The 14,442-nt window shown below is 66.2% G+C and carries 12 protein-coding genes; 4 read left to right on the top strand and 8 right to left on the bottom strand.

The window, feature by feature from the left end:
* Nucleotides 1-78 precede the first annotated feature (78 nt).
* On the top strand, nt 79-978 hold the full coding sequence (gene iolE / locus ACSQ3P_RS10390) for a myo-inosose-2 dehydratase (RefSeq protein WP_436165509.1): 900 nt from the start codon (nt 79-81) through the stop codon (nt 976-978).
* Between the two features lie 13 nt (nt 979-991).
* The gene (gene iolB, locus ACSQ3P_RS10395) at nt 992-1,792 is read left to right on the top strand and encodes a 5-deoxy-glucuronate isomerase (protein ID WP_436165510.1); all 801 of its coding nucleotides are present in this window, start codon (nt 992-994) and stop codon (nt 1,790-1,792) included.
* A 117-nt stretch (nt 1,793-1,909) separates the two neighbouring features.
* On the opposite strand, the gene ACSQ3P_RS10400 is transcribed toward iolB, so the two are convergent.
* The 7 genes from ACSQ3P_RS10400 to cyoA all read right to left on the bottom strand — a co-directional run bounded on the left by ACSQ3P_RS10400 (nt 1,910) and on the right by cyoA (nt 8,775).
* Nucleotides 1,910-2,443: a response regulator transcription factor gene (locus tag ACSQ3P_RS10400; protein ID WP_436165511.1), complete on the bottom strand. Its 534-nt coding sequence runs from the start codon at nt 2,441-2,443 to the stop codon at nt 1,910-1,912.
* Entirely contained in the window at nt 2,433-3,626 is a 1,194-nt protein-coding gene (locus ACSQ3P_RS10405; protein ID WP_436165512.1) for an ATP-binding protein, read from the bottom strand. Before ACSQ3P_RS10405 ends, ACSQ3P_RS10400 begins: the two co-directional genes overlap by 11 nt.
* A gap of 82 nt (nt 3,627-3,708) precedes the next feature.
* Nucleotides 3,709-4,539 carry an SURF1 family protein gene (locus ACSQ3P_RS10410; RefSeq protein ID WP_436165513.1) on the bottom strand — a complete coding sequence of 277 codons (831 nt, stop codon included), beginning with the start codon at nt 4,537-4,539 and terminating at the stop codon, nt 3,709-3,711.
* Nucleotides 4,540-4,562: 23 nt separating this feature from the next.
* Entirely contained in the window at nt 4,563-4,937 is a 375-nt protein-coding gene (gene cyoD / locus ACSQ3P_RS10415; protein ID WP_436165514.1) for a cytochrome o ubiquinol oxidase subunit IV, read from the bottom strand.
* The gene (gene cyoC / locus ACSQ3P_RS10420) at nt 4,934-5,581 is read right to left on the bottom strand and encodes a cytochrome o ubiquinol oxidase subunit III (RefSeq protein ID WP_436165515.1); all 648 of its coding nucleotides are present in this window, start codon (nt 5,579-5,581) and stop codon (nt 4,934-4,936) included. The genes cyoD and cyoC overlap by 4 nt, the downstream gene beginning before the upstream one ends.
* A 3-nt stretch (nt 5,582-5,584) precedes the next feature.
* Nucleotides 5,585-7,564, bottom strand: a complete 1,980-nt coding sequence (cyoB, locus tag ACSQ3P_RS10425) for a cytochrome o ubiquinol oxidase subunit I (protein WP_436166231.1) — start codon at nt 7,562-7,564, stop codon at nt 5,585-5,587.
* Between the two features lie 41 nt (nt 7,565-7,605).
* Entirely contained in the window at nt 7,606-8,775 is a 1,170-nt protein-coding gene (cyoA, locus tag ACSQ3P_RS10430; RefSeq protein ID WP_436165516.1) for a ubiquinol oxidase subunit II, read from the bottom strand.
* Nucleotides 8,776-8,958: 183 nt separating this feature from the next.
* Here cyoA and ACSQ3P_RS10435 point away from each other — a divergent pair, with 183 nt between their 5' ends.
* Both ACSQ3P_RS10435 and ACSQ3P_RS10440 read left to right on the top strand, forming a co-directional pair.
* Nucleotides 8,959-10,290, top strand: a complete 1,332-nt coding sequence (locus ACSQ3P_RS10435) for an MFS transporter (RefSeq protein WP_436165517.1) — start codon at nt 8,959-8,961, stop codon at nt 10,288-10,290.
* A 168-nt stretch (nt 10,291-10,458) separates the two neighbouring features.
* Nucleotides 10,459-13,338, top strand: coding sequence for a caspase family protein (locus tag ACSQ3P_RS10440; protein WP_436165518.1), 2,880 nt, complete (start codon nt 10,459-10,461; stop codon nt 13,336-13,338).
* 127 nt (nt 13,339-13,465) lie between these two features.
* On the opposite strand, the gene ACSQ3P_RS10445 is transcribed toward ACSQ3P_RS10440, so the two are convergent.
* Nucleotides 13,466-14,359 carry an aldose 1-epimerase family protein gene (locus ACSQ3P_RS10445; RefSeq protein ID WP_436165519.1) on the bottom strand — a complete coding sequence of 298 codons (894 nt, stop codon included), beginning with the start codon at nt 14,357-14,359 and terminating at the stop codon, nt 13,466-13,468.
* Nucleotides 14,360-14,442: the final 83 nt, after the last annotated feature.

A 14,442-nucleotide genomic window follows, 5' to 3' on the forward strand; every position in this document is an offset into this window, starting at 1 on the left:
GTCATTGCGAGCAAAGCGAAGCAATGACGGAGAACCGCGCCTCATTCTGATCGCCTCGAAGAGTACGGAACCAACGACATGCCTATCCGCATCGGCGCCAACCCCATCGGCTGGTCGAATGACGATCTGCAGGAGATCGGCGGCGCGACCTCGCTCGAAACCTGCCTGGATGAGGCCCGCGAGGCCGGTTTTGAGGGCATGGAGCTCGGCCATAAATTCCCGCGCGAACCCGCCGCGCTCAAGGCCGCGCTCGCACCCTTCGGCATGGCCTGCATCTCGGGCTGGTACTCCGCCGAATTGCTGCTGCGCGATGCCGATGAAGAGATGGCCCATCTGCGGCCGCATCTCGATCTGCTCAAGGCGATGGGCTCGAATGTCCTGGTCTTCGCCGAGACCTCGAACGCGATCCATGGCGACCGCAGCAAGCCGCTCTCGCAGCGGCCGGTGATGGCGGCAGGCGACTGGGCGGAGTTCGGCCGGCGGATCACCGAGGTCGCCGAACGCACCCTCGCTGAGGGCGTCCGGCTGGTCTATCACCACCATATGGGCACGATCGTGGAGAGCGAGGCCGATATCGACGCCTTCATGGCGGCAACCGGCAAGGCCGTGCATCTCCTGCTCGACACCGGCCACGCGACCTGGGGCGGGGCTGACCCTGCCGCCCTCGCCGCGCGCTATCGCGACCGGATCAGCCATGTCCATGCCAAGGATGTGCGCGAGAGCGTGATGGAGCAGGCCAAGGCTAGCGGCTGGAGCTTCCTCGATGCCGTCCTCGGCCAGGGCAGCGATCTCGGCGTCTACACCGTGCCCGGCGACGGCATGGTCGATTATCCCGCCGTCTTCCGCGCCCTGCCCGGCTATTCCGGCTGGGTCGTGGTCGAGGCCGAGCAAGATCCCGAGAAGGCCCATCCCCTGACCTATGCCAAGAGGGGCGTCGCCCATCTGAGGCAGAGCCTGAAGGAGGCCGGGCTCGCCTGAGCCGGAGCACATCATGTCGAAACTGCTCGTCAAACCCGCTGCCCCCGATTCACAGGGCCGCATCCACAACGTCACGCCGGCATCGGCCGGCTGGGACCATGTCGGCTTCGAGGCCTACAAGCTCGCTGACGGCCAGAGCCTGTCGAAGGAGACGGGCGATCGCGAGATTTGCATCGTCCTGCTCGCGGGCAAGGTCGCGGCCAGCGCGGGCGGCACGGAGTTCGGCACGATTGGCGGCCGCAATTCCCCCTTCGAACCTGATCCCTGGTCGCTTTATGTGCCGGCCGGAACGTCCTGGAGCGTCACGGCTGAAGGCGCCTGCGAACTGGCCATCTGCTCGGCCCCGGGCAAGCCGGGGCTCAAACCACGCGTCATCGCGCCCCGGGATGTCGGCTGCCTGACACGCGGCCAGGGCACCAACACCCGCCATGTCCGCAACATCCTGCCGGAGACCGAGCCTGCCGAAAGCCTGCTCGTGGTCGAGGTGATTACGCCCTCGGGTTCTTGGTCGAGCTATCCGCCGCATAAGCACGACCGGGACGCGCCGCCGCGGGAATCGCTGCTGGAGGAGACCTATTACCACCGCCTCTCGCCACCGCAGGGTTTCGCCCTCCAGCGCGTCTACACCGACGATCGCTCGCTCGACGAGACGCTCGCGGCCGAGGATGGCGACGTCGTGCTGGTGCCCAGGGGCTACCATCCGGTCGCCGCGCCGCATGGCTACGAGCTCTACTACCTCAACGTCATGGCGGGGCCGAAGCGGGTCTGGAAATTCGCCAACGACCCTGCCCATGAATGGATGCTGGAGAGCTGAGCGAGGCGACGACGCCCGGCGGAAGAAGAAGGGGCAGCGAAGGCAAGGGATTTCGCTGCGAGTGAGAGCAGGATGCGAAAAACCGGTTCCCACTTTTTCGCATCCTGCTCTTGCGCCTCAGTTGACCCGACGCTTTTCGAGCTTCCGCGCCAGCGTCCGGCGATGCATCCCCAGCCGCCGGGCGGTTTCGGAGATGTTGAAATCCGTCTCGACCAGGGTTTCGTGGATGCGCTCCCATTCGAGATTCTTCAGCGAGGTCGGCCGCTGCGAGAGCGGCACCTCCGCATTGCCGGTCGATTTCCCGAAGGCCGCCTCGATATCGTCGCCATTCGACGGCTTCGCGAGGTAGTGGCAGGCGCCGAGCTTGATCGCCTCGACCGCCGTGGCGATGCTGGCGAAGCCGGTCAGCACCACGATCTTCATCAGCGGATCGTGCCCGTGCAGCAGCTTGATGCATTCCAGGCCGGAGCCGCCGACGAGCTTGAGGTCGACGACGGCATAGCCCGGGGAGGTGGCCGCCAACAGCTCCTGCAGGCCGGCGACGCCGTCGCAGGACAAGACCATGTAGCCGCGACGTTCGAAGGAGCGTCGCAAGGCACGCGCGAAGGAGGGGTCGTCCTCGACGATCAGGAGCGTGCGCTCAGGCTGCATCGGCAGTTCCTGGAGAGAGGCTCGCCAGCGGCAGCGCCAGCGTGACATGGGCGCCACGGCCGATGCGGTTGCGCGCCGTCACCGTGCCGCCGAGCTTGCGCAGCACATTGAAGACGAGAAAGAGTCCGAGCCCGCTGCCGGGGCGCTGCTTGGTCGAGCGATAGGGCTGGCCGAGTTCGGCAAGGATCGTCGGGTCGAAGCCCGGCCCGGCATCGTCCACCGCGATGAGCAGCTCATCGCCGCGCCGACCGATGGTGACCCCGACCCAATGCGGCGAGGCCTCGAGCGCATTGTCGAAGACGTTGAAGATGACCTGCTTCAGGGCCGGGTCGGAGACGATGCTGTCGTCAGGGCTGAAGCGGTTGTCATAGTCGAGCACAATGGGCGAGCGATGCGAGCGCCACTCCGCGACCAGACCATCGACGAACCCATTGACCGTGGTCTTGACCGGCCCCTCGCCGCGCGCCTCGCCGGAGGACATCAGGATGCCGGTGACGATCGATTTGCAGCGGTCGATCTGGCCCTGCATCTCGCTGGCCTCCTGGAGGAGATCGGGATCGCTCCTGAAGACGGGCATGCGCTGCCAGTCGTTCAGGATGACCGAGAGCGTCGCCAATGGCGTGCCGAGTTCATGGGCGGCGCCCGAGGCCAGCAGGCCCATCCTGACGATATGGTCTTCCTCCGCCGCGCGCTGGCGCAGATCGGCAAGGTGAACATCCCGGATGCGCAGGTTCCGGTTGATCCGCGCGATGAAGAAGACGAGCAGGCTCGCCGCCAGCAGGAAGCAGACGAACATGCCCTGGACGTGCAGCGTCAGCAGCTGATCGGCGAGCTCCGCTGGCAGTACGAGCGGCCGATAGGAGAAGATCAGCCCGATGAAGCAGCCGCTGGCGACGACGACCAGGAGCCTGGTCGCCCAGACCTCAAGCAGCACGGCGCCGAGCGTGATCTGCAGGAGATAGAGCGAGATGAAGGGGTTGCTCGCGCCGCCGCTGAGATAGAGCTGGATCGTCAGCGCGGTGACGTCGAGCATGAGCTCGGCGACGAGCTCGCCATGATTGATCTCGGTGTTCTGCCGATAGCGCAGCAGGCTGACGACGTTGAGACCGACCAGGAACAGGATGACGCCAGCCATCTGCGGCACCGGCAAGGCGATGCCGAACCAGAGCTGCACGACCAGCATGGTCAGCACCTGCCCGCCGACGGCGAACCAGCGTAACTGGACGAGAAGCAGCAGGTTCTTCCGACTTACCGTGTTTTGAACGCTAATGCTCGTTCTCCACTGCACGCCGCAGCCGATACTCGCCGCGGATGACGAAGGCCGCCGCTGCGGCGAGCATGAGCGCCAGCGCAAACCAGGTCAGCGCGTAGACGAGATGATTATTCGCAAAGCGCAGCACTGTCAGCCCGCCGACCGGGAAGCCCGCCGGACCCTGCGTCGCATCGGCGTCGACGAAATAGGGCGCGATCTCGCCAAAGCCGCGCTCGCCGAGACCGCGCACCGCGGCGATCGCGGCGACATCGCGTGAATACCAGCGATCGGCGGCGGGATCATTGTGGCGCAGGAAGCCGCCTCCGGGTTCGCTCAGGCGCAGGAGCCCCGTGACCGTGACTTGCGCGGCTGCGACCTGGCCGCGCGACGCAGAGGCCGGCCCGCTCAGTTGACCGCGTTGCTCCGGCGTGACGAAGCCGCGATTGACCAGCACCGTGAAACCCGCATCGCTGCGCAGCGGGGTCATGAGCCAGTAGCCGCCGCCGCGCTCCGTCACTGCCTGCACGAAGGTTGCGCGATCCTGCTGGAAAAGCCCGCTCACCCGCACGCGTCGGTATTCGTCGTCGGCAACCGCCGCCCAGCCCGCCGGGCCGGGAGCGGGCACCGGTTGCGCATGGATGCGGCTCTCGACGCGGGCGATCAATGCCTGCTTCCAGCCAAGGCGCTGCACCTGCCAGATGCCGAGCGCCAGGAAGCCCAGAACGCCGATGAGGGCGACAATACCGAGACAAGCGAGTAGCCGCACCGAGCGCGGCCTGCGGCCCCGCCGGCTCGCCGCCTCCTCGCCATCGCCAGGCGCGCGCTTGTCCAGCGTGGCAGGCACTGCCTGCCGCCTGGGCGGGCGTGTCACTGCATCTGGCTCATGTCGTGGCCGGGCATCATGTTGGTGTTGAGGTGGTACATCACCCAGAGCGAGCCGGTGAGCGCGATGACGACGAGGATGATCGTGAAGATCAGGGCCAGCATCGTCCAGCCGCCTTCCGAGCGGCCGTTCATGTGCAGGAAGAAGACCATGTGCACGACGATCTGGACCACGGCGAAGGCCATGATGACGAGCGCCGTCGCCTGCTTGTTGTCCAGGACGTTGTTCATGACCAGCCAGAACGGGATCGCGGTCAGCACGACCGAGAGCAGGAAGCCGGTCAGATAGCCGCGAAACGAACCATGCGCCTCGACGTGATCGCCATGGTCGCCGTGATCGCCATGCGCTTCGGAGCTCATCGCAGCATTCCCGTGAGATAGACGAAGGTGAAGACGCCGATCCAGACGACGTCGAGGAAGTGCCAGAACATGCTCAGGCACATCAGGCGGCGGCGGTTGGCCGCAATCAGCCCGTGCTTGGCGACCTGCACCATCAGCGTCACCAGCCAGATCGTGCCGAAGGTCACGTGCAGGCCGTGGGTGCCGACGAGGGTGAAGAAGGCCGAGAGGAAAGCGCTGCGTTGCGGCGTCGCGCCGATCTCGATCAGATGGTGGAACTCGTAGAGCTCGATGCTGAGGAAGGCGAGGCCGAACAGGCCGGTGACCGCCAGCCAGATCTGGGTCGCGGCGACGCGGCCCTTCTCCATCGTCAGCATGGCGAAGCCATAGGTGATCGACGAGAGCAGCAGCATCGTCGTGTTCAGCGCGACCAGCGGCAGCTCGAACAAGTCCTTGGGCGAGGGTCCCGCGGCATAGTTCGCGCCGAGCACCCCATAGATCGCAAACAGCACTGCGAAGATGAGGCAGTCGCTCATCAGATAGATCCAGAAGCCGAGCGCGGTGCTCGAGCCTTCGGGATGGTCGTGCTCGTCCTTCAGGTAGAAGACGGTCTCGGTGTTGGCAGTCTCGGCGTCGTGCCGCCCGGCGATATCGGCTGTCGTCATGGCTCAGGCTCCCGCGCCGGCCAGGAGGCGGGTCCGCTCCGCTTCCGTGCGCACCACCTCCTCGACAGGGATGTGGAAATCGCGGTGGTAGTTGAAGGTGTGGGCGATCGCCACGACGAGCAGCGCCACGAAGCCGAGCGCGGCCAGCCACCACATGTACCAGATCAGGCCGAAGGCGACGGCCATGCTCAGACCGGCGAGAATGATCCCGGTCGGCGTGTTGCTCGGCATATGGATCGGCCTGTAGCCGTCGAGCGGGCGCTGATAGCCGCGGCGCTTCATGTCCGACCAGGCATCGTTGTCATGGATGACCGGCGTGAAGGCGAAATTATAGGCCGGCGGCGGCGAAGAGGTCGCCCATTCCAGCGTCCTGCCGTCCCAGGGGTCGCCGGTCGTCTCGCGCAGCTTGTCGCGCCTGAGGATGCTGACGCCGATCTGCACGAGGAAGGAGACGATGCCGAGCAGGATCAGGAAGGCGCCGAAGCCCGCGATGATGAACCAGATCTGCAGGGACGGGTCGTCGAAGACGCGCATCCGGCGCGTCACCCCCATCAGGCCCAGGATGTAGAGCGGCATGAAGGCGAACCAGAAGCCCACCACCCAGAACCAGAAGGAGAGCTTGCCCCAGAACGGATCGAGCTTGAAGCCGAAGGCCTTGGGCCACCAGTAGACGATGCCGGCGAAGAGCCCGAACAGCACGCCGCCGATGATGACGTTGTGGAAATGGGCGACCAGGAACAGGCTGTTGTGCAGCACGAAGTCGGCCGGCGGCACCGCCAGCAGCACGCCCGTCATGCCGCCGACCGTGAAGGTCAGCATGAAGGCGAGCGTCCACATCATCGGCAGTTCGAAGCGGATGCGGCCGCGATACATCGTGAACAGCCAGTTGAAGATCTTGGCGCCCGTCGGGATCGAGATGATCATCGTCGTGATCCCGAAGAAGGAATTCACACTCGCCCCGGAGCCCATCGTGAAGAAATGGTGCAGCCAGACCAGATAGGACAGGATGGTGATGACGACGGTGGCGTAGACCATCGAGGTGTAGCCGAAGAGCCGCTTGCCCGAGAAGGTCGAGGTCACCTCGGAGAAGATGCCGAAGGCCGGCAGGATCAGGATGTAGACCTCCGGATGGCCCCAGATCCAGATCAGGTTCACATACATCATCGGGCTGCCGCCGAAGTCGTTCGTGAAGAAGTTGGTGCCGACATAACGGTCGAGCGAGAGCAGCGCGAGGACCGCAGTCAGCACCGGGAAGGCCGCGACGATCAGGACGTTGGTGCATAGCGACGTCCAGGTGAAGACGGGCATCTTCATCATGGTCATGCCCGGAGCCCGCATCTTCACGATGGTGCAGACGAGGTTGATGCCGGAGAGCAGCGTGCCGATACCGGCGACCTGCAGAGCCCATATGTAGTAGTCGACCCCGACATCAGGGCTGTAGCCGATGCCCGACAGTGGCGGATAGGCGAGCCAGCCGGTGCGCGCGAACTCGCCGACGAAGAGCGACATCATGACGAGGACGGCGCCGGCGGTCGTCATCCAGAAGCTGAAATTATTGAGGAAGGGGAAGGAGACGTCGCGCGCGCCGATCTGCAACGGCACGACGAAATTCATCAGCCCGGTGACCATCGGCATCGCCACGAAGAAGATCATGATCACGCCATGGGCGGTGAAGACCTGATCGTAGTGATGCGCGGTGAGGTAGCCTTCCGAGCCATTGAAGGCCATGGCCTGCTGCAGGCGCATCATGATCGCGTCGGCAAAGCCGCGCAGGAGCATGACGAGGCCGAGCACCATGTACATGATGCCGATCTTCTTGTGGTCGACGCTGGTGAACCATTCGCGCCAGAGATAGCCCCAGACACGAAAATAAGTCAGCGCGCCGACAACGACGATGCCGCCGAGCACGACAGCGGCGAAGGTCACGAGCAGAATCGGCTCGTGCAGCGGGAACGACTCCAGCGTCAACCGGCCGAAGATCATCTTGAGGAGAGCGGAAGCGTCAGGCAACGGACTATCTCGCTTCAGGAATTAGATGGACGGCCCGGGCCGGAAAGCAGCAGCGAGTCCAGGCGACGGAGCGAGAGATTGGGCAGGGGCAGGCCGGCGCCGCGGATCGCGCTCGCCTTGGGCGGAGCGGACGTCATCGGCACCCGGGCCTGCATCGCCTCGGCCTCCTGGGGGGTGCAGACGCTGAGCACATAGCTCGGATCTGCGCCGAAGACCGCGCCCCGGCGGGCATATTTGTCGTAGGAGAGCGGCAGCGTATTGGCGACGCCGGCCAGGCCGAGCCCGCCCTTGGCGTCGACGGCCGCCATCTCGTTCATGCACATCTTGCCGGGCTCGACGCACATGTTGAGGATGGCGTTGAAGAGCTTCGGATCGACGTTCGTATAGCGGCGCACCGGATCGTTCTCGCTCGGCCGCTCCAGCTGCAGATAACTGGCGCGGTCGAGCGTCCCGCCAGCCGCTTTCGCCTGCGCGATCCAGCTGTCGAAATCGACATCAGTCAGCCCGTGGAAGGCGAAGCGCATGCCGGAGAAGCCGGCGCCGCTATAATTCGCCGAAAAGCCCTGATAGCGCCCCGGCCGATTGATCACCCCATGCAAGCGCGTCTGCATGCCGGCCATCGCATAGATCTGGCCGGCGAGCGCGGGAACGTAGAAGGAGTTCATCACCGAGGAGGAGGTGATGCGGAAGCTGATCGGCCGGTCGACCGGGGCTGCGAGCTCGTTGACGGTCGCGACCCCGTATTCCGGGTAGATGAACAGCCATTTCCAGTCGAGCGCGACGACGTTCACCTCGAGCGGCTTGGCCGTCTGCGGGACCGGGCGGCCGGCCGCGATGCGCCCGAGCTGGCGATAGGGATCAAGCAGATGGGTGCCCATCCAGGTCAGCGCGCCCAGACAGATGATGATCAGCAGCGGCGCCGACCAGATCACCAGTTCGAGCCCGGTCGAGTGATCCCAATCGGGCTCGTAGCGCGCCTCCTTGTTGGAGTGCCGATAGCGCCAGGCGAAGAACACCGTGAGCGCCATCACCGGTATGATGATCAGCAACATCAGGATGGTGGAGATGACGACGAGGTCGCGCTGCTGCGCAGCCACGTCCCCCGCCGGAGCGAGCACGACGAAATTGCAGCCGCCCAATAGCGCGAGCAGCGGCAGTACGGCGATGATCCGGAAACGGCTCACGGCACCAACCTGTCAGTATTAATCTGTCAGGATGAGCGCTAGCGGCTGAGCGTCAAGCCGAACATTGGACAATTTGCCCAATCCTCGCCTAGCCTGTCATCAGTCAGAAGGGCATGAGTGAAAAGCGGACTGCCGTCAGGCTACGGGCCGGCGGATCGCCAAACGATGCGAGCTCGGGCGCACATGTCAACGACACCAACGACAGCGGAACGCGACGCCAGGATCATCAACGCGCGCCACGGCGAGATCAATCCGGGCGAGATCGCGATCGGCGTCGTCATCGGCCGGACCTCCGAGTTCTTCGATTTCTTCGTCTATGCGATCGCATCGGTGATCGTGTTCCCCAAGCTCGTCTTCCCCTATTTGGATCCGCTGACCGGCACGCTGTACTCCTTCGCCATCTTCGCCCTTGCCTTCGTGGCGCGCCCGCTCGGCACCGTCATCTTCATGGCTGTCGACCGCGCCTATGGCAAAAGCGCCAAGCTGACGATCGCGCTGTTCCTGCTCGGCACCTCGACCGTGGCTATTGCCTTCCTGCCGGGTTACGGGCAGATCGGCGCGGCCTCGATCTGGCTTCTGGCGCTCGCGCGCATCGGCCAGGGCATCGCGCTCGGCGGCACCTGGGACGGGCTGGCCTCGCTGCTCGCCCTCAACGCCCCCGACAAATATCGCGGCTGGTATGCGATGATCCCGCAGCTCGGCGCACCGCTCGGGCTGATCGTGGCGAGCGTGCTCTTCGCCTTTTTCGTCGGCAATCTCTCGGCCGAGGATTTCTTCAGCTGGGGCTGGCGCTACCCGTTCTTCGTCGCCTTCGCGATCAATGTCGTGGCCCTGTTCGCCCGGCTGCGCATGGTCGCCACGCCGGACTACCAAAAGCTGTTCGAGAACCGCGACCTCCACCCCGCACGCATCCGCGACACGCTGCGCAGCGAAGGCGGCAGCGTCCTGATCGGCGCCTTCGCGCCGCTGGCGAGCTTTGCCATGTTCCATATGGTCACGGTGTTTCCGCTGTCCTGGGTCTTCCTGTTCACACAGGAGGGGCCGGCGCGCTTCCTGATCATCGAAGCCGTCGGCGCCGTCTTCGGCATCGCGGCGATCGTCGCCTCGGGCCTGATCGCGGACAGGATCGGGCGGCGTTCCCTGCTCGGCGGCTGCGCGGTGGCGATCGCCGTCTTCAGCGGGTTCGCGCCGCAATTGCTCGATGGCGGCGTAGTCGGTGAGACGGTCTTCATGATTGTCGGCTTCGTGCTGCTCGGCCTGTCCTTCGGCCAATCCTCGGGCGCCGTCGCCTCGAGCTTTTCGCCGGGCTTTCGCTATACCGGCTCGGCGCTGACCTCCGACCTCGCCTGGCTCTTCGGCGCGGGCTTCGCCCCGCTCGCGGCGCTCCTGCTCTCGACCCAGTTCGGCCTGATTTCCGCGGGTGCCTACCTGCTCTCGGGCGCGGCCTGCACCTTGGTCGCGCTGCGTCTCAACCAGAGATGGGAGAGACGCAAACCCGAGGCTCCGCAAGTCTGACGAAGTCGAGAATTCGGCAGAGCCGGCCGTCTTCGCTTACGAAAAACCGATTCCGGTCCCAAAACCTTCCCTATATTCGCCTGGATTTGGCCGCACTTCATTCAATCCCGGTTCATGGCGCTGCTTCGAGACTGCAGCGCTCTGACTTGTCCTTGCCGGGAGGGCGCAATGCCTGGGCTTCATCTCCTCCGTCTGGCGGTCGTCGCGCTCTGCGTCGCCATAGGCTTCAGTCCCAGCCAGGCCCAGCAGCTCGAAAAACGGATCGCGCTGGTCATCGGCAATGGCGCCTATCAGGCGAGCCCGCTGGCAACACCCGCCAATGATGCCGGCCTGATCGCACAGACCCTTCAGGCCGCCGGATTCGATGTCGTCGGTGCGCGCGACCTCGACACCGCGACGCTGCGCTCCTCGCTGCGTGAATTCTTGGACAAGGCTGGTGCGTCGGGGCCCGACACTGTCGCACTGGTCTATTTCGCCGGAAACGGCCTGCAATTCGAGGGCGAGAACTATCTCATCCCGGTCGATGCGCGGATCGCGCGCGATGCCGATGTCCCGCTCGAAGCGGTTCGGCTGAGCGACCTCACCAAGCCCTTGGCGGCCTTGCCCTTGAAGGCGCGCATCGTCGTGCTCGATGCCGCCTATGCCAATGGCTTCGCTAGATCCGGGCAGCCTCTCGCCGGCGGCCTGGCCCTGATGCAGCCGGATCCCGGCACATTGCTCGCCTTCAACGCCGCGCCAGGCACGATCGGCCCCGACAACAAGGGGCCCTATGGCGCCTATGCGACCGCCCTCTCCGAGATGATCAAGGAGGGCAGCCTGCCGCTCGACGATGTGTTCGAGCGCGTCCGCCTGCGCGTCGACGCCCTGACCCATGGCGCCGAACTGCCCTGGCAGGTCTCGCGCGTGCAGGCGCCGTTCCTGTTCTTCGAACGCACCCAGGCCGCTCCGCAGGCGCAAGCCAACCGCTTCTCCGAATTGCGCTCCAGGCCGATCCGCGATTTCGACGCCGGCGAGGCTTATCTCGCGGCTTTGGCGCGCGACACGATGCGCGGCTATCTCGATTTCCTTGCCGCCTATCCCAGCGACCCGCTCGCCAAGCGCGTGCGCGCCATCGTCGCGGCGCGCCGCGAGGCCGCAACCTGGCGCGAAAGCGCCTTCGCCGACACGCCCGATGCCTACTGGTCTTATTTGCGGCGCTATCCGAGCGGCCCCCATGCCTATGATGCGCGCCGCCGCCTCACCCATTTCGCGGTCGTGCTGGAGCCACCGGCCTCCTTCGCCATGCTCGCCTATGACGTGCCGCCGCCTCCGCCGGAGGAGGTCATCTATGTCGAGCGCCCGGCCGTCTATTTCGCAGACCCGATCTACGATCTGCCGCCGCCGCCGCCGGTGCCGGTGTTCTTCCTGCCGCCGCGGCCAGCCTATTTCGTAGACCTGCCGCCGCCCCCGCCGCCTGCCGTCGCCTTCGTGCTGCCGATCCCGGTCTATCATCCGGTTCCGGCCTGGATCGAGCGCCCGACCTATGTCGCTCCGCCGCCGCTCAACGTCGTCAATGTCAACATCCACAACACAGTGGTGATCAACCAGGCCAATCAGACGGCGATCGTCACCAATCCGGCCGGCCAGCAGGTTGCACCCATCCCGGCCAATCTATTGCCGCCGCAGCCAACCGCACCGACGCCACCGCCCGGCAACGGCCCGTCCAATTTCGTGCAGGCGCATCCGGCCGCGAGCGCTGCGATAGCCGCCGCTGCCGTCGCATTACCGGCCGCAGCCGCGCTGCACGCGGCAGGACAGCGGGCAAGACCTTCTGACGCTGCAAGACCCGCCAACGCCCCGGGCCAGCCGCCGGTCGCGGCACCCCAGGCGGTCGCGCCGAACTCGGCTGCGCCCATCAACAACGCCCTGCCCGGCGCCCGCCCCCTGATGCCCGCTCAGGCTGCGCCCGCTCAGACCGCGCCTGCCCAGGCAGCTCCAGCCGCCAATCTGCAGCCGCAAGCGCAGCCAGCGCAGCCGCTGCGCCCCGGCCAATCGCCGGCCCTGCCTGCCGCACCGGGTGCGCAACCACTGCCCACTCCCAACGCGCCTGCCACCGCCGGCCACAACGCGCAGCCACAGCCCCCCGGCGTGGCGCAGACGCCGGCAGTCCCGGCGCGCGGCGCTCAGCCGGCGCCCAACGCCGCTGCTCCTGCACAGGCCAACCCGCAGATTGTACCTCCGGCCGCCCCGGGTGTACGGCCGCTACCGACGCCGAATGCACCTGCTAGCGCTGGCCACAACGCATCGCCACAGACTCCGGGTGTAGCGCAGACGCCGGCAGTCCCGGCCCGCGGCGCCCAGCCGGCGCCCAATGCGGCTGCTCCTGCACAGGCTAACCCGCAGACTGTATCGCCTGCCGCTCCGGGAGCGCGGCCGCTACCCACACCGAATGCGCCTGCCGCCGCCGGCCGCACCGCACCGCCGCAGACCCCGGGCGTGGCGCAGACGCCAAACGCGCCGGCTCGCGGAGCCCAGCCGGCGCCCAGCCCCGCCGCTCCTGTCCAGGCGAATCCGCAGGCGCCCCGCTCGGTTGGACAAGCGACACAGCCGGCCGCCCCCGCCACCATCGCTCGCCCGTCGCCATCGCCCGCGGCGCCTCCTCAGGCTGTGACGAACGATGCTGCAGCTCAGCGCCAACAACAGGCCGTTCAGCAACGCGCCCAACAGGCGGCTCAACAGCAGCAGGCGGCTCAAGCCGCCGCGCAGCAACGCGCCCTGCAAGCCTCTCAACAGCAGCGCCAGCAGCAGGCGGCCCAGGCCGCAGCTCAGCAACGCGCCCAACAAGCTGCGCAGCAACAACAGCGGCAACAACAGGCAGCCCAGGCCGCTGCTCAGCAGCGCGCTCAACAAGCCGCGCAGCAGCGGCAGCAGCAAGCGGCTCAAGCCCAGCAGCAGGCCGCCCAGCAACGCGCCCGGCAAGCGGCTCAGCAAGCCGCCCGTCCGCACCCGGCGCCGCAGCAGCAGAAGCGGCCGAACTGCGGACATCCCGGCGAGCCGGTCTGCCACTGATCAGGTCGAGGGCTTAGAGCGTTTTCGAGCGAAGTGGACACCGGTTCGCTCGCGACAAACGCGAAGCGTTTGCGCGGAGAAAACGCGTTAAAACAATAATAGCGAGACGCCGGAGGACGCCCCGGCCTCACGCCTCGACCGTGACGCTCCAGCTCATCGCCCGGCTTTCGCCGGGCGCCAGCAGCAGGATGCCGGGCTTCTCCGTGAACTCGCCATCCCAGCCGAGTGGGCTCGCCATGCCGAACCAGGGCTCGATGCAGAGGAAGGGCGCGCCATCCGGCTTCGACCAGATGCCGAGATCGCGATAGCCTTCCCACGAGACCTTGATGGCCCGCGCCGTGCGCCCGGCTTCGTCCCTTGCGATGAAGCGAACGGAGCGGCTGGCGAGTGAAGGCAGGATCAGCGCGTCCCTGGCGAACAACTCCGACGATAGCGGCAGGACACGGCCCTGCAGGGGCAATGGCTCCCGCGCATCGAGCAATCCGTCGGTCAGCAGGACGGCGCTCCCCTCCTCCGGCGCGTCGAATTCCAAGACATGACGCTCCTTGGGAACGCCGGCCATCAGCGGCCAGTTGAAGGCGGGATGCGCGCCGACGCTGCAGGGCAGCGCGACATCGCCCGGATTGGTCACACGCGTCGTCACGCTCAGTGCGCCGTCAGTGATGGCGTAGGTCAGTTCGAGGATGAAGCGGAATGGATAGATGGCTTGCGTCTGCGCATTCTCGGTCAGGCGCAGCACCGCGCGCGCCTCGCTCTGCTCGACCCAATCGAACAGACTGTCACGTGCAAAGCCGTGCTGGGTCATGGTGTAGTTGTGCCCCTGATGCCGCAGCCGGCTCTCCGCCAACCGCCCGACGATCGGGAACAGCACCGGAGAGTGGCGCGGCCATTGCGGCCCGGCCTGCCAGAGGAGTTCGCCTTCCTTCGTACCCCGCAGACTGATCAATTCGGCGCCGTCCGGCTTGATGGTTGCCGACAGCATCGCGTCGCCAATGCTGTGGCTGGCTTGCGAGGTTTGCATGCTGGTCTCTCCGGTTCCCGTCGGACAGCGCGCATCCGGTATGCGCGCGAGCAGCATTCCTAAGCCATCCCGGAAGAACTCGG

The sequence above is a fragment of the Allobosea sp. LjRoot9 genome (assembly GCF_964252745.1).
GTDB lineage: Bacteria > Pseudomonadota > Alphaproteobacteria > Rhizobiales > Beijerinckiaceae > Allobosea.